Annotated in this window: 21 protein-coding genes; 12 read left to right on the forward strand and 9 right to left on the reverse strand. The window is 73.8% G+C overall.

Annotated elements, in window-relative coordinates; translation table 11 throughout:
• Positions 1-4: 4 nt before the first annotated feature.
• Both DSM104299_RS16900 and DSM104299_RS16905 read right to left on the reverse strand, forming a co-directional pair.
• The gene (locus tag DSM104299_RS16900; protein WP_272472811.1) at positions 5-712 is read right to left on the reverse strand and encodes a hypothetical protein; all 708 of its coding nucleotides are present in this window, start codon (positions 710-712) and stop codon (positions 5-7) included.
• 58 nt (positions 713-770) lie between these two features.
• The gene (locus DSM104299_RS16905) at positions 771-2,450 is read right to left on the reverse strand and encodes a cytochrome c biogenesis protein DipZ (RefSeq protein ID WP_272472812.1); all 1,680 of its coding nucleotides are present in this window, start codon (positions 2,448-2,450) and stop codon (positions 771-773) included.
• 103 nt (positions 2,451-2,553) lie between these two features.
• Between DSM104299_RS16905 and DSM104299_RS16910 the strand changes: the two genes are divergently transcribed.
• Together DSM104299_RS16910 and DSM104299_RS16915 are read left to right on the forward strand one after the other, a co-directional pair.
• Entirely contained in the window at positions 2,554-4,269 is a 1,716-nt protein-coding gene (locus DSM104299_RS16910; protein ID WP_272472813.1) for a LuxR C-terminal-related transcriptional regulator, read from the forward strand.
• 117 nt (positions 4,270-4,386) lie between these two features.
• Positions 4,387-4,731 carry a response regulator gene (locus DSM104299_RS16915; protein ID WP_272472814.1) on the forward strand — a complete coding sequence of 115 codons (345 nt, stop codon included), beginning with the start codon at positions 4,387-4,389 and terminating at the stop codon, positions 4,729-4,731.
• 35 nt (positions 4,732-4,766) lie between these two features.
• Here DSM104299_RS16915 and DSM104299_RS16920 read toward each other — a convergent pair whose 3' ends face one another.
• Together DSM104299_RS16920 and DSM104299_RS16925 are read right to left on the reverse strand one after the other, a co-directional pair.
• Positions 4,767-5,141, reverse strand: coding sequence for a hypothetical protein (locus DSM104299_RS16920; protein WP_272472815.1), 375 nt, complete (start codon positions 5,139-5,141; stop codon positions 4,767-4,769).
• Positions 5,142-5,211: 70 nt separating this feature from the next.
• Complete coding sequence (locus DSM104299_RS16925) at positions 5,212-5,988, reverse strand: hypothetical protein (protein WP_272472816.1); 777 nt, start codon at positions 5,986-5,988, stop codon at positions 5,212-5,214.
• A gap of 68 nt (positions 5,989-6,056) precedes the next feature.
• Between DSM104299_RS16925 and DSM104299_RS16930 the strand changes: the two genes are divergently transcribed.
• Together DSM104299_RS16930 and DSM104299_RS16935 are read left to right on the forward strand one after the other, a co-directional pair.
• Entirely contained in the window at positions 6,057-6,842 is a 786-nt protein-coding gene (locus tag DSM104299_RS16930) for a HipA family kinase (RefSeq protein ID WP_272472817.1), read from the forward strand.
• Positions 6,829-7,218 carry a DUF3037 domain-containing protein gene (locus tag DSM104299_RS16935; protein WP_272472818.1) on the forward strand — a complete coding sequence of 130 codons (390 nt, stop codon included), beginning with the start codon at positions 6,829-6,831 and terminating at the stop codon, positions 7,216-7,218. Before DSM104299_RS16930 ends, DSM104299_RS16935 begins: the two co-directional genes overlap by 14 nt.
• Here the strand turns inward: DSM104299_RS16935 and DSM104299_RS16940 are convergent.
• The 3 genes from DSM104299_RS16940 to DSM104299_RS16950 all read right to left on the reverse strand — a co-directional run bounded on the left by DSM104299_RS16940 (position 7,175) and on the right by DSM104299_RS16950 (position 10,100).
• On the reverse strand, positions 7,175-7,855 hold the full coding sequence (locus DSM104299_RS16940; protein WP_272472819.1) for a potassium channel family protein: 681 nt from the start codon (positions 7,853-7,855) through the stop codon (positions 7,175-7,177). The genes DSM104299_RS16935 and DSM104299_RS16940 overlap by 44 nt on opposite strands.
• A gap of 92 nt (positions 7,856-7,947) precedes the next feature.
• Positions 7,948-9,336, reverse strand: a complete 1,389-nt coding sequence (locus DSM104299_RS16945; RefSeq protein ID WP_272472820.1) for an FAD-binding oxidoreductase — start codon at positions 9,334-9,336, stop codon at positions 7,948-7,950.
• Positions 9,337-9,482: 146 nt separating this feature from the next.
• Positions 9,483-10,100 carry a TetR family transcriptional regulator gene (locus tag DSM104299_RS16950; RefSeq protein WP_272472821.1) on the reverse strand — a complete coding sequence of 206 codons (618 nt, stop codon included), beginning with the start codon at positions 10,098-10,100 and terminating at the stop codon, positions 9,483-9,485.
• A gap of 116 nt (positions 10,101-10,216) precedes the next feature.
• Between DSM104299_RS16950 and DSM104299_RS16955 the strand changes: the two genes are divergently transcribed.
• The 6 genes from DSM104299_RS16955 to DSM104299_RS16980 all read left to right on the forward strand — a co-directional run bounded on the left by DSM104299_RS16955 (position 10,217) and on the right by DSM104299_RS16980 (position 16,975).
• Entirely contained in the window at positions 10,217-12,364 is a 2,148-nt protein-coding gene (locus DSM104299_RS16955) for an MMPL family transporter (protein WP_272472822.1), read from the forward strand.
• An 85-nt stretch (positions 12,365-12,449) separates the two neighbouring features.
• Positions 12,450-13,928, forward strand: a complete 1,479-nt coding sequence (locus DSM104299_RS16960; RefSeq protein ID WP_272472823.1) for an MFS transporter — start codon at positions 12,450-12,452, stop codon at positions 13,926-13,928.
• Positions 13,925-14,368 carry a MerR family transcriptional regulator gene (locus tag DSM104299_RS16965; protein ID WP_272472824.1) on the forward strand — a complete coding sequence of 148 codons (444 nt, stop codon included), beginning with the start codon at positions 13,925-13,927 and terminating at the stop codon, positions 14,366-14,368. The genes DSM104299_RS16960 and DSM104299_RS16965 overlap by 4 nt, the downstream gene beginning before the upstream one ends.
• A 22-nt stretch (positions 14,369-14,390) precedes the next feature.
• Complete coding sequence (locus DSM104299_RS16970; RefSeq protein WP_272472825.1) at positions 14,391-15,176, forward strand: DUF427 domain-containing protein; 786 nt, start codon at positions 14,391-14,393, stop codon at positions 15,174-15,176.
• A 63-nt stretch (positions 15,177-15,239) separates the two neighbouring features.
• Positions 15,240-16,409: a sensor histidine kinase gene (locus tag DSM104299_RS16975; RefSeq protein WP_272472826.1), complete on the forward strand. Its 1,170-nt coding sequence runs from the start codon at positions 15,240-15,242 to the stop codon at positions 16,407-16,409.
• Complete coding sequence (locus DSM104299_RS16980; protein WP_272472827.1) at positions 16,406-16,975, forward strand: response regulator; 570 nt, start codon at positions 16,406-16,408, stop codon at positions 16,973-16,975. Before DSM104299_RS16975 ends, DSM104299_RS16980 begins: the two co-directional genes overlap by 4 nt.
• Positions 16,976-17,023: 48 nt before the next feature.
• Here DSM104299_RS16980 and DSM104299_RS16985 read toward each other — a convergent pair whose 3' ends face one another.
• The gene (locus tag DSM104299_RS16985; protein ID WP_272472828.1) at positions 17,024-17,683 is read right to left on the reverse strand and encodes a hypothetical protein; all 660 of its coding nucleotides are present in this window, start codon (positions 17,681-17,683) and stop codon (positions 17,024-17,026) included.
• Positions 17,684-17,762: 79 nt separating this feature from the next.
• Between DSM104299_RS16985 and DSM104299_RS16990 the strand changes: the two genes are divergently transcribed.
• Positions 17,763-18,398, forward strand: a complete 636-nt coding sequence (locus tag DSM104299_RS16990) for a TetR/AcrR family transcriptional regulator (RefSeq protein ID WP_272472829.1) — start codon at positions 17,763-17,765, stop codon at positions 18,396-18,398.
• A gap of 10 nt (positions 18,399-18,408) precedes the next feature.
• Here the strand turns inward: DSM104299_RS16990 and DSM104299_RS16995 are convergent, their stop codons facing one another.
• Positions 18,409-19,527 (reverse strand): AI-2E family transporter, encoded by a 1,119-nt coding sequence (locus tag DSM104299_RS16995; protein WP_272472830.1) that lies wholly within the window; start codon positions 19,525-19,527, stop codon positions 18,409-18,411.
• 98 nt (positions 19,528-19,625) lie between these two features.
• Between DSM104299_RS16995 and DSM104299_RS17000 the strand changes: the two genes are divergently transcribed.
• Complete coding sequence (locus tag DSM104299_RS17000; protein WP_272472831.1) at positions 19,626-19,886, forward strand: hypothetical protein; 261 nt, start codon at positions 19,626-19,628, stop codon at positions 19,884-19,886.
• The last annotated feature ends 194 nt before the right edge of the window (positions 19,887-20,080 follow it).

A 20,080-nucleotide genomic window follows, 5' to 3' on the forward strand; every position in this document is an offset into this window, starting at 1 on the left:
AAGGCTAGCGCCAGTGCCGGCCGGGGCCCGCGGCGTGACCGGCCGGCGGGCCGCCGTCCTGGCCGCCCTTGGGCGGCGTGCGGGCGACGAGGTCGTCGAGGTGGTCGCCGAGGTCCTTCAGGACCTTGTCCCGCTGGGCGCTCGTGAGCTTCTTGTCGGTGACGGCCTGGTCGAGCTCCTTGGTCACGCCGGCGGTGATCGCCTGCTTGACGTCGTCCAGGCTCTTGCCCTGGTCCTTGGCGACGTCGGCGATCGACTTGCCGGCCTTCAGCTTGGTGACGAGGTCGTCGAGCTCGAGGCCGAGCGCGGAGGCCGCGGCGTCCAGCGCGCCGCCCGAGCCGAGCTTGAAGCCGAGGCCGCCGCGCGGGCCCCCGCGGCCGAAGCCGGGGTGCACGCCGCCCGGCCCGACCGCCGGACCGCCGAGCACCGCGCCGCTGTCGGCGCGGCGCTTCTTGATGGCGTCGGCCTGCTCCTGCGTGAGCTTGCCGTCCTTGACCTGCTGGTCGAGCTGGGCGTCCTCGGCCGCGCCGAGCGCGCCGCGCAGCGCGTCGGGCGTGACGTTCAGCCGCTTGGCGGCGTCGTCGATGACGGCCTGCTCGGCCTTCTTGTGGTCGTCGTCGCCGCTCGTGGCCGCGAGCGCGGCGCCGCCGCCGGCGCCGGCGGCCAGGACAGCGGCGGACACCAGGACGTAGCGCTTGATCCGCATGGGCATGCGCACGAACATCCCAGAGGAGGCTTAACGCAGCCTGAGAGTTCGGTTGGGCCGCCGTCTACCCGAACGTGAAGGCGTAGGCCGAGGTGCCGCGGGAGAACGTGAGCGCGATCGTGTGCCGGGCGGTGTGCCCGAAGTCGGCGAGCGTGTAGAGGCGCTGGTGGTCGACCGTCACGCGCTTGGTGCGCCGGCCGTCGACCGCGACGTCCACCGTGCCCGTCCGCCCGCCGGGCGGCGGGCTCAGCACGAGGTAGACGAAGCGCCCCTGGACGGTGGCCCTGAGCGCGGCGTCCGCCCCGGCGGTGGCGGGCTCGTCGCCGATCGTCCACGTGCCGCCGAGCGCGAAGCCGTTGAGCGGCGGCCTGGCGCGCGGCGTGCCGTAGTCGTGCGTGCCCTTGGTCGGCGGCGTGCCGACGAAGCCCTGGGCGCGCGCGGTGCCGACGTAGGTCTCCGGCGTCGCCTCCGTGCCCACGGGCGTGACGTCCTTCGGCTTGGCCCGCGCGGCGGTGACCGCGCTGCCGCGCTCGGCCAGGAGCGCCCGGATCGCGGCCTCGGTCGTTTCGTAGTCGCCCTCGCCGAAGTGCGTCTCGCGCACCTCGCCCTTGGCGTCGATCAGGTACTCGGCGGGCCAGTACTGGTTGCCCCAGGCGTTCCAGGTGGACAAGTTGTTGTCCTGGACGACGGGGTACTTGATGTTGTTGGTCGCGATCGCGCGCTGCACGTTGCCCGCGTCGTGCTCGAAGGCGAACTCGGGCGCGTGGATCCCCACGACGGTGAGGCCCTGTGCGCGGTAGCGCTGGTCCCACGCCTCCAGGTAGGGCAGCGCGCGCAGGCAGTTGATGCAGGTGTAGGTCCAGAAGTCGATCAGGACGACGCGGCCCTTGAGCCGGTCCAGCGACAGCGGCGCGGAGTTGAACCAGCGCTGGGTGTCGACGAAGTCGGGCGCGTGGCCGAGGTCGGGCAGATCGGCCTTGTTGGAGGACTTGGCCGGCGTCGCGAACTTCGGCTTGGTGTGGTGCAGGTCGCCGAGGCGCCCCTGGACCGAGCCGGACTTCTCCAGCCCCGCGGTCAAGGTGATGTCGTCGGTGTGGCGGGCCAGCGCGGTCTCGAAGTCCATGTCGAGGCCGGCGGCGAACGCGACCGCGGTGACCAGCAGGATCGCGCCGAGCGCCCGCTGGACGCGCAGCGGGCCGGCGCGCCGGATCGGCTCCAGGACGCGGCGGCCGCCGAGCGCGATCGCGGCAAGGACCGCGGCGCTGCCTGCGGTGTAGGCCAGCGCGACCGCGAACGTGCGGCCGGTGACCGCCGAGACCGAGGCGACGGCCGCCAGCACCGGGCCGGCGCACGGCGCGTAGACGAAGCCGAGCGCCGCGCCGACGAGCAGGCCCGAGGCGAAGCCATCGCCCTTGGTCCTGGGCGCGAGGCGCGACAGCGCGGCCAGCGGGCGCTCCAGCCGGTCGGCGAGGCTCGGCGCGAGCGCGGCGAGGCCCGCGATCACGAGGACCGCGATGCCCGCGTCGCGCAGCGTGTTGCCGCCGAGGCCGACGTGGCGCAGCAGCTCGCCGCCGCCGACGATCGACAGCAGGAAGGTGACCGAGAGGCCCAGGACGATCGCCAGCGGCCGGCGCCGGCCGCCCGCCGCGCCGGCCGAGAGCAGCGCCGGAAGGACCGGGAGCGCGCACGGGCTGAGCGCGGTGCCGGCGCCGACCAGCGCGCTGATGAGCAGCAGGATCACCATCGTGTCGACGGGATGAAAGCGCGCACGCCGGCCGGTCTGCGCCGATGGCCCACGCGTTACGCGCTGGCGCGCCAGGTTCGCGTGTGGATAGGGTCGGCCGGTCATGGACGTCGCCCTCGCTCCGGCGGGGTCCGTCGTCGCCCCCACGAAGCTGTGCGTCCCCGACGGCGACGGCGCATCCCCACCGCCCCGGCGCGCATACGCGCCGGGACGCCTCCAGGCGGCCTCCACGGCACGCTTGGCGCTGGTCGACGGGCGGGGCGCGCGGGCGCTCGCGGCCGGCGACGGCCGGCCGGTCGCCTGGCTGGCGCTGGACCCCGAGGACGCGGACCCGGTGCGGCTCTGGCGCTGCGCGATCGCCGCGCTGCGCGTGCTGCGGCCCGGATTCGGCGTCGACGCCGAGGCGATGCTCGCGGCCGGCCCGGCGGCGCTGACCGACGCGGTCGTCCCGCTCGTCGCCGCCGAGGCCGCGACGCTCCCGGAGGCGATCATGGTGGTGCTGGACCGCTGCGGCGCGCTGGGCGAGCGCGCCGCCGAGGCGCTGCCGTCGCTGACGACCTGGCTGGCCCGCGCGCCGGAGGGCTCGCTCCTGGTCGTCGCCGACGCGCCACCCGCGGTGGCCGCCGCGCTCCGCGACGCGGCCGGCGAGCACGCCACGCTGGCGCTCGACGGGACGGTCGCCGAGGCCGACGCCGGCGCCACGCCGCGCACCGCGGGCACGCCGTCGGCTCGCTTCGACGGCGCGCTGGCCGCCCGCGAGCCCGCCACCGCGGCGGCGATCGTCGCGGCGGTCTGGCCGGCTACGCTGGCACGCGGTGAGCAGGCGACGGTGCAGGCGTGGCTGCATGAGCTGCCGCCGAAGGTCGCCGCCGCCGAGCCCGACCTGTTCCTCGTCCGCCTCTGGGCCACCCTCGAACGCGGAGCGCTGAGCACGGCTGAGCGCCAGCTCGCCGAGCCGCGGGTCGCGCCCGAGCTGCGGGCGCGCGGCCGGCTCCTGCACGCCAACGACGCGCTCAGGCGCGGCGACCTCCCCGCGCTCGCCGCCCGGATCGAGGCCGCGGCCCAGGACGATCCCGCCGACGGCTACTGGCACACGGCCGACGCGCTGCTGCGCGCGCACGAGGCGCTCTGGCGCGGGCACCCGCGCGTCGCGCACCGCCACTTCGCGCGCGCCGCCGGCCTCGCGCACCGGCACGGCGACCGCTATGCCTTGACCGCCGCGCTCGGCTACCTCGCGCTGCTGGCGGCCGAGGGCGGCGACGACGACGCGGCCCGCCGCCGGCTCGGCCGCCTCGAAGACCTCGCCGACGCCGACCCGGCCGTCGCCGAGCATCCGGTCGCGATCGGCGGCGCGCTCGCCGAAGGCCGGCTCCTGGAGCTGGCTGGCGCGCTGGAGTCCTCCGTCGCGCCGCTGGGCCGCGCCATCGCGCTCGCCCGGCGCGGCGGCTCGCGCTTCGAGCGCGCCGAGCCGCGGCTCAGACTCGGCGCGGTGCACCGCGCGTGCCAGCGCCCGGAGCTCGCCGACGTCCTCGAGGCCGAAGCGCTGGAGATCCTCGCCGGCTGCCCGGCCACGGGCGGCCGCCTCGCCGGTCGGGCCACGGCGGTCGCGCCGGCCACGGCGCGCCGCGACGCGCTGTCGCCGTCCGAGCGCGCCGTCCTGCGGATGCTGCCCTCGGGCCTCTCGCAGCGCGAGATCGGCGCTGGGCTGTTCCTGTCGGTCAACACCGTCAAGACGCACTGCCGCAACATCTACACCAAGCTCGGCGCCCAGTCACGCGACGAGGCCGTGGCACGCGCGCACCAGCAGGGCCTGCTGTAGGCCGTCCGAAACTTGACGCGCGGTACCTCTCGCGTCGATATCCGGACACCCACGGAGCAAAAGGGGGTTAGCCGCACGTTGGAAACCCGCGCCGATGGGCACGCTTGAGGTGTGCCCATGAAGGTCCTCATCGTCGACGATCACCCGAGCTTCCGCTCGGCGGCCCGCCTGCTCCTCGAGCACGAGGGCTTCGAGGTCATCGGCGAGGCCGAGGACGGGGCGAGCGGCCTCGCGGCCGCCTCCGAGCTCTCGCCCGACGTCGTCCTCCTGGACATCAACCTGCCCGACTTCGACGGCTTCGACGTCGCGTCGCGCATCTGCCTCGACCACGCGGCGCCCAAGGTCGTCCTGACCTCGAGCCGCGACTCGCGCGAGTTCGGCCCGCTCGTCGGCCGCAGCGGCGCCAAGGGCTTCGTCCCCAAGGGCGAGCTGTCGGCCGAGCGCATCTGCGCGCTGCTCTAGCGGCGCGCTGCCCCGCGTCGCGTTCGCCGCCCGCCTCAGCGAGCGCCGCCAACGCGCCGGTGGACCTGAACCTGCGCCCACGCGAGCGCCACGAGCGCGTCGGCGGCGGCGCGCCCGGCCACCAGCGGCTGGCCACCGATCACGACCAGCGCCCCCATGCGCCCGTCGACGAACGGCACCGGGACGCCGAGGAACGCCGCGTCGGCCAACGGCCCGGGCGCCTCGCCGAGCACCACGACCGCCAGCTCGGCGTTGATCGCGACGCCGGCGGTGCGCAGCGCGAGCGCGTCTGCCGCCTCGGGCACGGCGCCGCCGTCGCTGCCGGTCAGCCGCAGGCGCGCGTGCGGCGCGACCGACGCGAACACCCAGGCGCGTTGCGCGCCGGTGGCGTCGCGAGCGGCCCGCGCCACTGCCCCACCGACGTAGGACGCGTGTCGTTGCACTTGGTCTTCCCCCCTTGTTGGACCTGCGACTGGAGTGCTACCCAGCGCGGCGCCGATCGACCCAGGCCCAGGCCTCGACGCCCACCAGCACGATCGCGGGGGGCACCGTCGCGGGGAGGGTGTCGACGACGAGGAAGAGCTGGTCCCAGGCCAGCGAGACGGCGACCATGGCCAGCGCCGGGACGAGCTGCGGGCGGCGCTGCGCGGCCAGGATCCCGCCCAGGACGGCCGCCGCGAAGAAGTCGCCGTAGCCCATCGACGCGAAGTGGAAGCCCGCCGACTGCAACTGCGGCAGGCCGGCGCCGGGCTCGGCTGCGACGAGCACGGCGTTGGGCGCCTGGAGCGTGTTGCCGAAGACCAGGATCGCGTCGGAGATCGCCATCGCGATCAGCCCGAGCTCGAGCAGGATCAGCGGCGCGGCGCCGGCGAGCAGGCGCCCGAGCGTCACGCACGACCCCATGATCAGCACGAGCGTCGCGATCTGGCCGGGGCGCGAGCCGTCCTGGTCGGCCCAGGCCAGCGCCAGCAGCGGGATCGCCAGCGACGCCAGCCACCAGCGCGCGCCGCGCATCGCCCAGCCGAGCGCGAGCGCGCAGCCGGGCGGGACGAGCAGCAGCGCGACCCACGTCAGGACGTCCGCGGTGTTCGGGATCTCGTTGATCGCGACGATCACCACGACGATGCACAGCGGCAGCACCAGCGCCCACCAGCCGCCGCGGAAGCGCTGCAGCAGGCGCGGCACGCCCGCGGCGGGCAGCGCCACGCACGCCGCCTGCGCGGTCGTGAGCACCATGTTGTCGGCCTCGAACCACATCCGTGGGGATCGACCGTACTGGCGGTGCCGGGACGGCGCTGGGCCAGATCGTTACCGTCCGCGCTCGGATGCCCGAACCAGCGACCGCCGACCTGCGCACCGTGCGCGCCACGCGCTACGTCACGCCGCTGCGCGAGGGCGGCTCGATGCCCGGCCTCGTGGAGGCCGACGACGACGGGCTGTACGTCGTCAAGTTCCGCGGCGCCGGGCAGGGCCTGAAGGCGCTGATCGCCGAGGTCGTCGTGGGCGAGGTCGCGCGGGCGATCGGCCTGCGCGTGCCGGAGATCGTGGTCGTCGACGTCGATCCGCTGCTCGCCGCGGCCGAGCCGGATCCCGAGATCCAGCAGCTGGTCGCGGCCAGCGGCGGGACCAACGCGGCGCTGGACTTCCTGCCCGGCGCGCTGCCCTTCTCCCCCGCCGCGCCGGTCGGCGTGACGCCGGAGCTCGCGGCCGAGGTGGTGTGGTTGGACGCCCTGTGCGCGAACGTCGACCGCACGCCGCGCAACCCCAACATGTTGATCTGGCACCGGGACCTGTGGCTGATCGACCACGGCGCGGCGCTGTACCGCCACCACGCGCCGACGTGGCCGGACGGCGCGTCGGGCGCCGGCTTCCCGCTCGTCGAGGACCACGTGCTGCTGCCGTTCGCGGGCTCGATCGTGGAGGCCGGCGAGCGCCTGGCGCCGCGGCTGGACCGCGCGACGCTGGAGCGGGTCGTCCGCGACGTCCCCGACGACTGGCTCGGCGACGACGCGCCGCTGGCGCGCGCGATCTACGTGACCTACTTCGAGGAGCGCCTCGCGGCCGCGCAGTTCGCCACCGAGGCCGAGGAGGCGCGCCGTGCCGCCGCGTGAGGACGACGCGTTCCAGTACGCGATCTGGCGCGTCGTGCCGTCGGTCGAGCGCGGCGAGGCGCTCAACGTCGGCGTCGTCGTCTACTGCCGCCGCCGCCAGTTCTTGGCGGCCCGGGTGCTCGTCGACGACGACCGCCTGCGCTCGCTCTCCCCCGACCTGGACGTCGAGGCCGTCCGGACGCACCTCGACGGCATGGTCCGCGTCGCCGACGGCGACCCGGCCGGCGGCGCGCTCGCCGCGCTGCCGCAGTCCGACCGCTTCGGCTGGCTGACCGCGGCCTCCTCGACCATCGTCCAACCCTCACCGATCCACACCGGCCTGTGCGCCGACCCTACGGCGATCCTGGACCGTCTGCTCGCGCGTCTCGTCGCGTGAGGTTGCCGACCAGCAGCGCGACGACGACGACGAGGTAGATCTGGCCGATCAGGACCTCGAGGACGGCGAGGGCGCGGCCGACCTCGTTGCTCGGCGTGAAGTCGCCGAAGCCGGTCGTGGTCAGCGAGACGAAGGAGTAGTAGATGCGCTCGCCCGAGGTGCCGTCGGTGCCCTGGGCGAAGTAGTAGCCGTCGCCGACGGCGGCGACCGCGCCGATCAGGTCCGAGAACGCCATCCCGGCCAGCAGGTACATCGCCAGGCCGCCGGCGACGGCCTGGACCGTCACGCCGGTGGTTCGGACGAGCGCGACGACGCCGATCGCCAACGTGGTGATCATCGCGCCGGCCAGCGCGCAGCTGAGGCCGAGCACGATCCAGGTCGAGAGCGTCGCGCCGGCGGCCGAGATCACGCCGACGAAGGCGGCGGCGACGCCGATCGTCGTGAGGACGCGGCTGCGCGTGTCGCGCGCCGCGACCGTCACCATCACGAGCAGCAGCGCCTGCAGGACGAGCGCGAAGCCGCGGCCGAGGTCGTTGTCGGGCAGCGCGATCATCGCGACGACCACGATGGCGGTCGCCAGCAGCACGCGCCCGTAGCGGTGCGTCGCAGCCTGGTCCAGCGACCGCAGCAGAGGCATGTCCCTGCGGCGTTCGACGCCGGCCGGGACGCTCCTGCGCCGCGCCCCACTCCCAGTGCAGGCGCGACGCAGGAGGTGTCCGCTCCCCGCCCCTAGCGCGACGCCGGCGCGATCGCGTGGTTCGCGTGGATCGTGTCGCGCGAGTCGTACTTCGCCTTGACCGCCCGCAGGGCGGCGAACGCGTCGGCGTCGAACGCCTGGCTGACGTCCGCGGGGCGCTCGGCGAAGTTGAGGTAGATGCGCTCGTCGAGCACGTCGCCCAGCGCGGCCTTGCACATCGCCAGGCGCGGCGGGATCGCGGCGCCCATCTCCGGCGTCATCGGCATGCCGACCGCGAAGAACACGTACGGCGCCGGCATCGTCGAACGGGCGCCGGCGTCGGCCGCGACGCGACCGAGGGCGCCGCCGAGGTGGCGCAGCTCGACGGCCAGCAGCGGGCTGCCGGAGTCGTGACCGGCGACGTCGACCAGCGCGTCGATCGCCTCCGGCGTCAAGTCCTTCAACATCGCGTGGTCGCCCATGCCCGGCACCGGCTGCTCGGGATCCATGTGCAGGTGGCTCAGCGCGGCCGGCGGGGCCATGGCGAACATGTCGATCTCCGGCTCCAGCGCGCGCAGCGGCGCCAGGACCTCGTTGGCGTAGGCGTCGCTGCCGAGCACGGCGCCGTCGACGCACACGAACTTCCGGCCGCGCACGATCTCCGGGATGTCCGGCAGCGGCGGGACCTGGAGGATGCGGATCGACGTCGTGGCCGACTCGGGCGCGTCGAGCGTCCACCGGTGCCACGCGTGGAAGACCTCACGCGCGCGCTCCCAGGGCCACAGCATCGCGCCGGCCACGAGCTCGGGCACGGCGATCAGCCGCAGCTCCATGTGCGTGATGATCGCCGGCGAGCCGGTGCCGCCGCGCAGCGCCCAGAACAGCTCCGGGTGGTGCTCGGCGTCGACGTGCAGCTCCTCCCCGTCGCCGGTGACGACGTCGAAGGACAGGACCGAGTTGCAGCACAACCCGAACGCGCGGGCCAGCCAGCCGATGCCGCCGCCGAGCGTGTAGCCCACGAGGCCGACGTCGGGCGAGGACCCGGCGAGCGCGGCGAGGCCCAGCTCGGACGCGGGGGCGGTGAGGTCGCCGCACAGCGCGCCGGCCTCGACACGGGCGCTGCGGCCCTCGAAGTCGATCTGCACGCCGCGCATCAGGCGCGTGTTGAGCAGGATCGACGCGTCGACGCCGGTGCGGGCCGACGCGTTGTGGCCCGTGCCCTGCGGCGCGACGCGCAGGCCGTGATGGCGGGCGAAGCGGACGAGCGCGGCGACGTCCTGGGCGGTGCGCGGCTCGGCGACGAGCACCGGGCGCTGGTCGACCACGAGGTTCCAGGCGGCACGCGCCTCGTCGTAGCCGGCGTCGCCGGGAGCGTGCAGCTCGCCGGCGAAGGACGGACGGAGGGTGTCCAGCTCGAGGGCGGGGCGGGCAGAGGTGATCACGGTGGGGAGAGCTCCGAGGAGAGGGGACTACGGGTCGACCGCCATCCTGGAGGTCGCGCGCCCGCCGCACATCAGGGAAGTCCCCCAACCTCGGGTGCGGGTGCCACGAGTGCGGTTGTCCGTACCCGGACGCGAGACGTGGGCGTCTACTGCGCCGCGGCGCGGCGCTCCTGCAGCGCCGCGATGCCGCCGCGCAGGAACGCGAAGGCGTCGTCGAGCTGAGCGAGGCCCTCGGCGTCGACGCTCTTCTTGTGCTCGCTCTTGTCCTCGGGCTGCATCGCCATCAACGCGGCGACGGCGGCCGCGGCCACGAGCTTGGGCTGGAGGTCGCCGGGCGCGTCGCCGAGGTCGACGGCCACGCTCTCGGCCACGAGCTGCTCGAAGCGCCCCATGATGTGGCGCTGGTGCGAGGCGACGGCCTCGTTGTCGCAGATCAGCCGATGGCGCACGGCCTCGCGCCCGTCCTGCTCCTGCACGTCGGCGATGAGGTCGCCGATCCAGGCGCGCAGGGCCTCGAAGGTCGTCTCGCCGTCCTCGCGATCGCGCAGCCGCGCCGCGAGCCCGTCGAAGCTCGCGTCGAAGTCGCCGAAGACGACGGCCTCCTTCGACGGGAAGTAGGCGAAGAACGTGCGCGGCGCGATGTCGGCGGCCTCCGCGATGTCGGCGACGGTCGTCGCCGAGTAGCCCCGCTCCTCGAACAGCCGGAACGCCGCGTCCTCGATGGCGCGCCGCGTCTGCTCCTTCTTGCGCTCACGGAGACCCATTGCGTGACAGATGTTACCCGCCACCCGCGCAGACTTGCACTGTGTGACGAGATGCACATCGCGCAATTCTGCATCGATTGCAAATCTGCGCTGACTGTGCTTACCTGGCCCGCGACATGCGACGCCTCGCCTCCTTCTCCCACGACCGCCGCCGCCTCGTCGCGTCCCTCTGGGTCGCGCTCATCCTCGTCGCCGGCGGCCTCGCCTCCGGCCTCGGCAGCGGCTACATCAACAACTTCACGCTCCCCGGCACCGAGTCCCAGAAGGCCCTCGACCTCCTCCGCGACCGCTTCCCCCAGCAGGCCGGCGACACGAGCCAGATCGTGTTCCACGCAAAGAGCGGCTCGCTCGACGACGCCAAGAACAAGGCCGCCGTCGACGCCGTCGTCGCCAAGGTCGCCAAGCTGCCGTCGGTCACCGCGGCCGTCAGCCCCTACGAGAACGCCGCCGCGATCAGCCAGGACGGCAAGACCGCCTACGCGTCGCTGCTGTTCGACCAGCAGGCCGTCGACCTGGACAAGGCCGACACCCAGCACGTGATCGACACCGCCCGCGGTGGCGCGACCTCGACGCTGCAGGTCGAGCTGGGCGGCCAGGCCATCCAGATGGCCCAGCAGTCCGAGGCCGGCGCCGGCGAGCTGATCGGCATCGCGGTCGCGGTCGTCGTCCTGATCCTCGTGCTCGGCTCGTTGACCGCCATGGCGCTGCCGCTGGTGAGCGCGTTCGCCGCGATCGCCGCCGCGATGGGGCTCGTCTACGCGGCGACCGGCGCGTTCTCGATCGCCGACTTCGCCCCCACGCTGGCGGTGATGATCGCGCTCGGGGTCGGGATCGACTACGCCCTGCTGGTCATCAACCGCTTCCGCGGGGAGCGGGCCGCCGGCGCCGACGTGCGCGAGGCGACCCTGACCGCGATGGACACGGCCGGCCGCTCGGTGCTCTTCGCCGGCACGACCGTCGTCATCGCGCTGCTCGGCATGCTGCTGCTGGGCGTCTCGTTCCTCAACGGCCCGGCCGTCGCGTCGGCCGCGGCGGTGGCGCTGACGATGCTGTCCTCGCTGACGCTGCTGCCCGCGCTGCTCGGCTTCCTCGGCCACCGTGTCAAGGCGCCGAAGACCGCCGCGGTCGAGGGCGTGGCCGAGCCGCGCGGCTGGGCGCGCTGGAGCGCGCTGATCCAGCGCCGGCCGGCCGCGTTCGCCGCGGGCGCGCTGATCGTGCTGCTGGTCGTCGCGTCACCGGTCACCGGGATGCGCCTGGGCAGCGGCGACGCGGGCAACGACAGCCCGTCGAAGACCACGCGCCAGGCCTATGACCTGCTCAGCCAGGGCTTCGGCCCCGGCTTCAACGGCCCGCTGCTGGTCGCCGCCGAGGTCGACAAGGCCAGGAGCGGGACCGCCGCGCTCAAGACGCTGCAGGCCAAGCTCGCCGCGACCCCCGGCGTCGCCGCCGTCAGCCCGCCGACCCTCAACGGCAAGGGCGACGCCGCCACGCTCAGCGTCGTCCCGACGAGCAAGCCGCAGGACGCGGCGACCAAGGACCTGCTGTCCAAGCTGCGCGACGACGTGGTGCCGAGCGTGACCCGCGGTGCGCCCGGCCTGCCCGCGGTGTCGATCGGCGGCGCGACCGCGTCGACCGTCGACTTCGGCGACGTGCTGTCCTCCAAGCTGCCGCTGTTCATCGGCGTCGTCATCGGCCTGTCGCTGCTGCTGCTGGCCGTCGTGTTCCGCTCGATCGTGATCCCGGTCAAGGCCGCGGCGCTCAACCTGCTGAGCATCGGCGCCGCCCTGGGCGTCATCACCTTCATCTTCCAGGACGGCCACCTGGCCTCCCTGATCGGGGTGGAGACGACAGGCCCGATCGAGCCGTTCCTCCCCGTGATGCTGTTCGCCATCATCTTCGGGTTGTCCATGGACTACGAGGTCTTCCTCGTGACCCGGATGCACGAGGAGTGGGAGCACACCCAGGACGCCGGCTACGCCGTCCGCCACGGCCTCGCGCTGACCGGCAAGGTCGTCATGGCGGCGGCCATCATCATGATCTCGGTCTTCGGCTCGTTCGTCCTGGGCGACGACCGCACGATCAAGCTCTTCGGCGTCGGCCTCGCCTCCGCCGTCCTGTTCGACGCGTTCGTGATCCGGCTGATCCTCGTGCCGGCCCTCATGCACCTGTTCGGCCGGGCCAGCTGGTGGATGCCGCCGGCGCTGGAACGTCGCCTCCCCCGCCTGTCGATCGAAGGACCGCAGGTGGCGACCCAGGAGAGCTAGACCCCTCTCCGCTCCGCGGGGACGGCTGACACGACGCGAACTTGACGTTCACGTCAAATGCTGGTTCGGGTAGCATCGAACCGGTATGTCAGCCGCCCCCTCCCCGCAGACCGCCCGCAAGCGCCGCATCGGCGTCGACGCCGACCACGAGCACTACAAGTGGTGGGCTCTCAGCTGCACCAGCCTCGGCATGCTGCTGGCCACGATCAACTCCGGCACGCTGGTGATCGCGCTGCCCGACCTGGAGCAGGCGCTCGGCGTCGACCTCCTCACGCTGGTCTGGGTGATCCTCGCGTTCATGATCGCCTCGACGGTGCTGGTCCTGACCTTCGGGCGGCTGTCGGACCTCTTCGGCCGCAAACGGGCGTTCGTGCTCGGCTTCGCGGTGTTCACGGTGGCCTCGCTCGGCGCCGGCTTCGCCAGCGGCGGCACCGACCTGATCCTCTGGCGCATCGTCCAGGGCGTCGGCGGCGCGCTGCTCTTCGCCAACGCGAGCGCGCTGGTCACCGACGCGTTCCCGCGCGAGCAGCTCGGCGTCGCGATGGGCACCAACGTGATGGTCGCCGGCATCGGCCTCGTCCTCGGCCCGGTCCTCGGCGGCGCGCTCGTCGAGATCTCCTGGCACTGGGTGTTCTGGTTCAACGTGCCGTTCGGGATCGCCGGGACGCTGTGGGCCTGGACGATCCTGCAGGAGCTCGTCCGCCCCGAGGTCGACCGCCGCTTCGACTGGTGGGGCACGCTGACGTTCGTCGTCGGGTTGACCGGGTTGACCTACGGGATCTCGCGCGGCGGCATCGTCGCGTGGAACGACGCCAATACGATCGTCGCGCTCGTGCTCGCCGTCGTGCTGCTGCCCGCCTTCGTCCTGATCGAGCTGCGCGTCCCGTCCCCGATGCTCGACATGTCGCTCTTCCGCGACCGCGGCTTCGCGTCGGCGACGGGCGCCGCCTTCCTCAACGGCCTGTCGCGCTTCGCGCTGACGTTCGTGTTCGTCCTGTACTTCCAGGGCGCGCTCGGCGACGACCCGATCCTCGCCGGCGTCAAGCTCGCGCCGCTCGCGCTCGGGATGCTGATCGCCTCGCCGCTGGCCGGCGCCTACGCCGACCGGCACGGCGCGCGCATGCTCGCGGCGCTGGGCATGGTCGTCGTGGCGGTCAGCCTGATCGGGATGACGACGCTCGGGACCGGGACGGCCTACTGGATCCCCGCGTTCTGGCTGTTGTTGAACGGGTTGGGCTCCGGCATGTTCAACTCGCCCAACACGGCGGCGATGATGGGCTCGGTGCCCGTCCACCGGCGCGGCATCGCCGGCGGCACGCGGATGATGCTGCAGAACACGGGCTCGGTCCTGTCGATCGCGTTCGTCCTGGGCATCATCACCGCGGCGGTCCCGACCAAGGTCCTGCTGTCGATCTTCTCCGGCGTGAGCGACGGGCTGGGCGACGACGCGCTCAAGCCGTTCATCCACAACATGCACACCGCGCTGTGGGTGCTGGCCGGCACCGCGGTGCTCGGCGCCGGCGTGTCGCTGCTGCGTCCCAAGACGACCAACGCGCCGGCATGAGCGCCGCCCAGACCGTCCTGCGCATCGGCGAGGTCGCCAAGCGGCTGGGGATCACGACCCGCACGATCCGCTACTACGAGGAGCTCGGCCTGCTCGAAGGCCCGGACCAGGACCGGGCCGCCGGCCAGCACCGGACCTACACCGAGAGCGACGTCGAGCGGCTGCGCAAGGCCGTGCAGCTCAAGGCGCTGCTCGGCGTCTCGCTCGAGGAGCTCAAGGCGCTGATGGAGGCCGAGGACGACCGCGACGCACGCCGCGACGAGTTCCGCGCGCCGGGCACCTCGAAGCGCCGCCGCCGCGAGATCCTCGACCAGTCCGCCCGCAACGTCGGCCGCCAGCTGGAGCTGCTCGCCGCCCGCCGCTCCGAGTTCGACCGTCTCGAAGCCGAGCTGATCGCGCGCCGCGCGCTGATCGACCAGCGCATCGCGGAGCTCGGGTAGCACGACGCTACTGTCGTGAGGCATGAGCCTCACGCAAGCGCCCGGACCGCTCGCCGGCCGCCCCGGCAACACCAACTACGCGATCGACGGGCCGCAGCACAAGCTGCTCGCGACGCCCGTCCCGCGTCGGGTGCGCGGTGAGCTCGACGGCCAGGTCGTCGTCGACACCGACAACGCGTTCCTGCTGCACGAGACGGGCCTGAAGCCGCAGCTCTACGTGCCGCTGGCCGACGTCGCCGGGGACGCGCTCACGCGCACCGACCTCTCGACGCACTGCCCGTTCAAGGGCGACGCGAGCTACCGCACGGTCACGGTCGGCGACCGCGTCGCCGAGAACGCGCTGTGGGTCTACGACGAGCCGCTGGCGCCGGCGTCCTGGCTGGAGGGCTACGCGGGCGTGTACCTGGAGCGCTTCGACCGCTGGCTCGACGAGGACGACGTCGTCACCGCGTTCCCGGACCCCTACCACCGCGTCGACGTCCGGTCGACGAGCGCGACGGTCGAGGTCCGCGCGCGCGGCGAGGTCGTGGCGACCACGAGCCGCGCGCTCGTGCTGTCGGAGACCGCGCTGCCCAACCGCTACTACCTCCCGCGCGAGGACGTGCGCGCCGAGCTGCGCGGCCCGACCGACACCTCCACCTTCTGCCCGTACAAGGGCACCGCGACGTACTGGACGCTCGTCCTGGCCGACGGCGGCGAGCTGCCCGACGCGGTCTGGAGCTACGAGGAGCCGTTCCCCGAGTGCACGCCGGTCGGCGGCTACGTCTCGTTCTGGGGCGACGACGTCGAGGTGCTCGCGACGCGGTGACGCCGTGACCTCCGCGTGACCACGTTCATGCGGCCTTCAGGTGGACCTGAGAGGGTCGGCGTCGTGACCGTCAGGCGACGCGACCTCAGGCCGCTGCGCACCTTGCGCGACCATCGCTGGTTCGCGCTGCTGACGATGACCCGCGTGGTGGGCGCGATGCTCGCGATCGCGCTGCTGCTCGCGCATCGCGTCACGCACCACGACCCGTACCTGGCGGCGATCACGCTGGTCTGGACGCCGATCAGCCTCGCCGTGCTGCGCCAGACCCAGGACTGGCGCTGGGCGCCGGCGATCTGGGCGCTCGACGCCCTGGCCGCGTTCGCGCTCATCCTCGCCGGCGGCGACTGGCGCAGCCCGTTCTACGTGTACGCCTTGACGACGCTCATCCTGCCGGCGACCGCGCTGGCCTGGCGCACCGCGTTCCTCTGGGGCATCGCGTTCTCCGGGCTCTACGGCGGCGTCGCGCTGCTCACCGAGAAGCTGCCGGCCGACACGCTGGAGAACACGATCCGGCTGGAGACGCTGGCCACGCACCTGTTCGTGCCGGTCGTGGTCACCACGACGCTCGCGTACTCGAGCCTGCTGCTGGACCGCCTGCGCACGGCGCGCGGGGAGTCCGAGCGCCTCGCGCTCCAGGCCGAGCGCCAGCGCATCGCGTGGGAGCTCCACGACTCCGCCAAGCAGCGCGTCCACGCCGCGCACCTGATGCTCAGCGCGCTCGACACGCGCGTCGCCGACGCGTCCAGCCGCGAGCTGCTGGACGGCGCGCTGGCCGAGCTGCGCGGCGCGACCGCCGACATGGAGACCAGCGTCGCCGAGCTGCGCGCCCCGCTCGACGGCCGTCCGGTCGACGAGCTGCTGCGTGAGCGCGCGGCGGAGCTGTCGCGCGGCGGCGTCGCGACGATCGACGTCGCCGGCCGCCTGCCCTCGCTGCCGCCGCTCGTCGCCGCCCACACCTACCGGATCGCCGCGGAGGCGCTCACCAACGCGGTGCGCCACGCCGGCAGCTCCGCCATCACCGTCACCCTCGCCAGCGCCCCGGAGGCGGTCACGCTCGTGATCGCCGACGACGGCGTCGGCATGCCGGCCCGGCCGCGCCCCGGCGGCCACGGCCTGCGCTCGATGCACGGACGCGCCGAGACGATCGGTGCCCAACTGGACATCGGTCCCGGACCCGGAGGGCGCGGCACCGCCGTCGCCCTCGCTCTCCCCCACCCCGGAGGTACCCCATGATCCGCCTGCTCATCGTCGACGACCATCCCGCCATGCGCGCCGGGCTGACCGCGGTCCTGCGGGCGGAGCCGGGGATCATCCCGCTGGGCACGGCGTCGTCGGAGGAGGACCTCGGGGCGATGCTGACGCGGACGCGGCCCGACGTCGTGCTGTTGGACTACCACCTGCCCGGCGCCGACGGGCTCAAGCTCTGCCGCCGGCTCAAGCGCGACGTGCCATCGCCGGCGGTCCTGTTGTACTCCGCCTACGCCGACAGCGCGATGGTCGTCCCGGCGATCCTCGCGGGCGCCAACGGGTTGTTGAACAAGTCGGCCCCGGCGCCAGAGCTGTTCGACGCGCTGCGGGCCGTGGCGCGCGGCGACCGCGTCCTGCCACCGGTGCCGCGCGAGCTGATGGAGGCCGCGGGCCACCGCGTCGAGCCGGGAGACCTGCCGATCCTGGCGATGATGGTCGACGGGACGCCGATCGCCGAGGTCGCCGACGCGATGCGCCAGCCGGTGCGCGACGTCGCACGCCGCGTGGACGCGATGATCGAGCGGCTGCGCGTGGAGATCGCAGCGGTCTAGGCACCTCCGACGACTGGGCACTCCAGGCGCAGGACAGCCGGCAGCGGTCTAGGGCGCGCAGCGGTAGACGACGCGCAGGCGGGCGCGCAGCTCGGCCACACGTGCGTCGAGGCGCGTCACGCGCGCCCGGCGGCCGGCGCTCCTGCGGCGCTTGAGGGCCGCGCGCGCCGCCGCGAGCTCCTTGGTCGCGGACGTCAGCGCCGTGCGGTTGGCGGTGCAGACGGTCTGCGTGACGGTGACCGCCGACGGGTCGCCGTACTCGACGCCGAACGCGCACAGGTACGTCGCGCAGTCGCGGTAGGACTGCCACCAGTAGGTCCCGGGCTCGGTCGGCAGCAGGCCGCGCTCGGCGTCGTCGGGCGCGGCGGTGCACAGCCCCGGCTGGCCGTCGACCTCGACGGCGTCGCGCCGGTCGACGCGGTTGGGCCCGAGCAGCAGGCCGTCGAACCCGATGTCCTTGGCCTTGGCGAGGATGACGTGGTAGCCGGTGCCGCGGCTGTCGACGACGTCGTCGTAGGCGGTCGGGTGGTACGGCGGGCAGGTGAAGGCCACCGTGATGCCGGCGGTCGCGTCGGCGACCGTCGCGCCGTCGACCGGCGTGCGCGGCTCGGTCGGTAGGTCGTCGCGCCGCGCGCCCGCGACGGGCGGCAGCAACGCCAGGCAGAGCAGCGCCGCGACCGACGCCTCGGTGACCCTCCGAGCCCACACGCGCCGACCCTACAGCGGCACTGGGCCCCGCGAACGCGATCGGCGCCGGGCACCGGTGAGGAACGCTAGGGTGCCTGACATGGAGCAGGCGAGCACGACCTCGCGCTTCGTCCAGGCGCTGCGCGAGGACGCCGGCGGCGCCGAGCGGGCGCGCCTGATCGCCGCGATGGCCGAGGCGCTCACGACGCGCCCGCTGGCCGCGGTGACGGCCGACGACGTCATCCGCCGCGCCGGCCTGCCGCGCGCGGTGTTCTTCCAGCACTTCGCCGACGTCGAGGACTGCTTCCTGGCGACCTACGAGGCCAGCGCGGCGCTGCTGCGCGCCCAGACGACGGCCGCCGTGCTCGGCGGCGTCGGGCGCCCCTACGAGGAGCGGATCGCGCTCGGGGTCCGCGCCTACCTGGAGACGCTGGCCGCCGAGCCGGGCCTCGCGCGCGCGTTCCTGCGCGACGTCACCGCCGCCGGGCCCGAGGCGCTGCGCCGGCGCCGCGCGGTCAACGAGCGCTTCGCCGCGATGATCCACGTCCTCGCCGAGCAGCACGCCGACGAGCTGCCCGACGGCTACGCCGTGCACCCCGACATGGCGCGCGAGCTGGTCGAGGCGCTCGAGGAGCTGGTCCTGCTCTCGATCGCCGACGACCGCGCGCAGGACCTGCCGCGGCTGACCGACACGGCGACGCGGATGATCCACGCGGCGCTCGTCGTCGGCGAGTGAGCGCGCCCCGCTACGCCGCGGCCGGTGGTCGCGCCGGCGGCATCGGCGCGTCGCCCTCCAGGCGGCGCACCCACAGCTCCCGGACGATGACGATCGTGGCCGAGATGATCGGGACCGCGACGATCAGGCCGACGAAGCCGAGCAGCTGGCCGACCAGCACGACGCCGATGAGCACGACCGCGGGATGCAGCTTGACCGCCCGCGACATGACCATCGGGATGATGATGTTGCCCTCGACCTGCTGGACGACGAGGTAGACGCCGAGCGTGATCAGCGCGGTCGTCGGCCCGCGCTCGGCCAAGGCGTACAACACGGGTGGCACGCCGCCGGCGACCGAGCCGAAGTACGGGACGACGACGCACAGCGCCGACAGCACGCTGAACGCGAAGGCGTAGTCCAATCCGACGAGCGTCAACCCGATGTACAGCAGCAGGCCGGTCACCAGCATGTCGGCGACGACGCCGTACTGCCAGCCGATCCAGGTCGAGCGGATCTCGGCCAGCGCGTCGGTCACCCAGCCGCGGCGGTCGGGCGGGAACAGCCGGACCGCGCCGTCGACCAGCGGCCCCGGGTTGACGGCCATGTAGAACGCGCCGACGACGACCACGATGATCGCGCCCACGGCACCGGCGACCGAGAGGCCGACGGTCGCGATCGGGCCCAGCAGCGACTGCGGCTTGTCGAGGACGTCCTGGAGCGAGCGCTGGAGGCTGTCCCCCGTGCTCGCGCTGTGCTTGGCGCCGAGCTTCTCGCCCAGCTGGTCGATGATCTGCGGCAGCTGGTCGGCGAGGCGCTGGAGCTCGTCGACGAACGGCGGGATCGCCACGACGAGCACTCCGACGACGACCGCGACCATCGCGACGAGCGCGACCAGCGCCCCGAGCGCGCGCGGCACGCCGTGGCGCTGCAGCCGCGAGGCCGCCGCCTCGAGCGGCAGCGACAACACGATCGTGATGATCACCAGCACGAACAGCGACGCGAGCTGGCTGAAGAGCAGGTAGCCGCCGACGAGCGACGCGGCGAGCAGCACGGCGCGCACCGCATCGGAGGAGCGCGTCGCCGACGCCGGGCCGCCGACGCGGTGCGGCGTGCCCTCGGCCGGCGTGGTCGTCGTCCGTCCGGGCGGCATCCGGGGACCGAGTATTGGCGTGTCGGAAGCCACGCCATCCTCCTTCCCGCGGTGACGTGCGGGCATGCGCGACGCCACGGCGGCTACGGTCTGGCGCGATGCGCTCCGTCGTCGCCTTCTACCGCGCACGCCCGCTCGTCGGCGTCGTCGTCTTCACCATCGGCCTCGCGATCGCGGTCGCCACGGCCGCGCTCCACGACGGCGGCGGGCTGATCCTGCCCGTGGCGTTCTGCGCGGTGATGGGGCTGGTCGTGGGGTCGGTGCTGGCCGTGGGCCAGCGGCGGCGGGGTGCGTCGGAGGGTGAGGGCGAGGGCGCCGCCGCGGAGGACGGGACGGACCCGCGGGAGAGCGGGTTTTAGGCGCTGTTGGTCTGCAGTGCGGCGCGTTGGTCGTGTTGCGAGGCGTGGTGCGTCCGTCATCAAGGGCGTGCGAGTGTGGAGGCGGCGCTCCGTGCGGTGGGTGTGGCTCGACCTCGCGGCGGCGCGAGGGGCGAGTTCGGGGGCGAATCGTCGGGTCGGCGGCAGATTGGGGTTCTCTACGAACGCAAAAGCGC

It is taken from the genome of Baekduia alba (genome assembly GCF_028416635.1).
Lineage (GTDB): Bacteria > Actinomycetota > Thermoleophilia > Solirubrobacterales > Solirubrobacteraceae > Baekduia > Baekduia alba.

Coding starts and splice junctions, on each gene's coding strand:
- DSM104299_RS16950 (WP_272472821.1), bottom strand. CDS start 10,100: ATGGGTCTCCGTGAGCGCAAGAAGGAGCAGACGCGGCGCGCCATCGAG.
- DSM104299_RS16980 (WP_272472827.1), top strand. CDS start 16,406: ATGATCCGCCTGCTCATCGTCGACGACCATCCCGCCATGCGCGCCGGG.
- DSM104299_RS16995 (WP_272472830.1), bottom strand. CDS start 19,527: ATGCCGCCCGGACGGACGACGACCACGCCGGCCGAGGGCACGCCGCAC.
- DSM104299_RS16970 (WP_272472825.1), top strand. CDS start 14,391: ATGAGCCTCACGCAAGCGCCCGGACCGCTCGCCGGCCGCCCCGGCAAC.
- DSM104299_RS16925 (WP_272472816.1), bottom strand. CDS start 5,988: ATGTGGTTCGAGGCCGACAACATGGTGCTCACGACCGCGCAGGCGGCG.
- DSM104299_RS16960 (WP_272472823.1), top strand. CDS start 12,450: ATGTCAGCCGCCCCCTCCCCGCAGACCGCCCGCAAGCGCCGCATCGGC.
- DSM104299_RS16905 (WP_272472812.1), bottom strand. CDS start 2,450: ATGGTGATCCTGCTGCTCATCAGCGCGCTGGTCGGCGCCGGCACCGCG.
- DSM104299_RS16940 (WP_272472819.1), bottom strand. CDS start 7,855: ATGCCTCTGCTGCGGTCGCTGGACCAGGCTGCGACGCACCGCTACGGG.
- DSM104299_RS16915 (WP_272472814.1), top strand. CDS start 4,387: ATGAAGGTCCTCATCGTCGACGATCACCCGAGCTTCCGCTCGGCGGCC.
- DSM104299_RS16965 (WP_272472824.1), top strand. CDS start 13,925: ATGAGCGCCGCCCAGACCGTCCTGCGCATCGGCGAGGTCGCCAAGCGG.
- DSM104299_RS16900 (WP_272472811.1), bottom strand. CDS start 712: ATGCCCATGCGGATCAAGCGCTACGTCCTGGTGTCCGCCGCTGTCCTG.
- DSM104299_RS16955 (WP_272472822.1), top strand. CDS start 10,217: ATGCGACGCCTCGCCTCCTTCTCCCACGACCGCCGCCGCCTCGTCGCG.
- DSM104299_RS17000 (WP_272472831.1), top strand. CDS start 19,626: ATGCGCTCCGTCGTCGCCTTCTACCGCGCACGCCCGCTCGTCGGCGTC.
- DSM104299_RS16990 (WP_272472829.1), top strand. CDS start 17,763: ATGGAGCAGGCGAGCACGACCTCGCGCTTCGTCCAGGCGCTGCGCGAG.
- DSM104299_RS16930 (WP_272472817.1), top strand. CDS start 6,057: ATGCCCGAACCAGCGACCGCCGACCTGCGCACCGTGCGCGCCACGCGC.
- DSM104299_RS16910 (WP_272472813.1), top strand. CDS start 2,554: ATGGACGTCGCCCTCGCTCCGGCGGGGTCCGTCGTCGCCCCCACGAAG.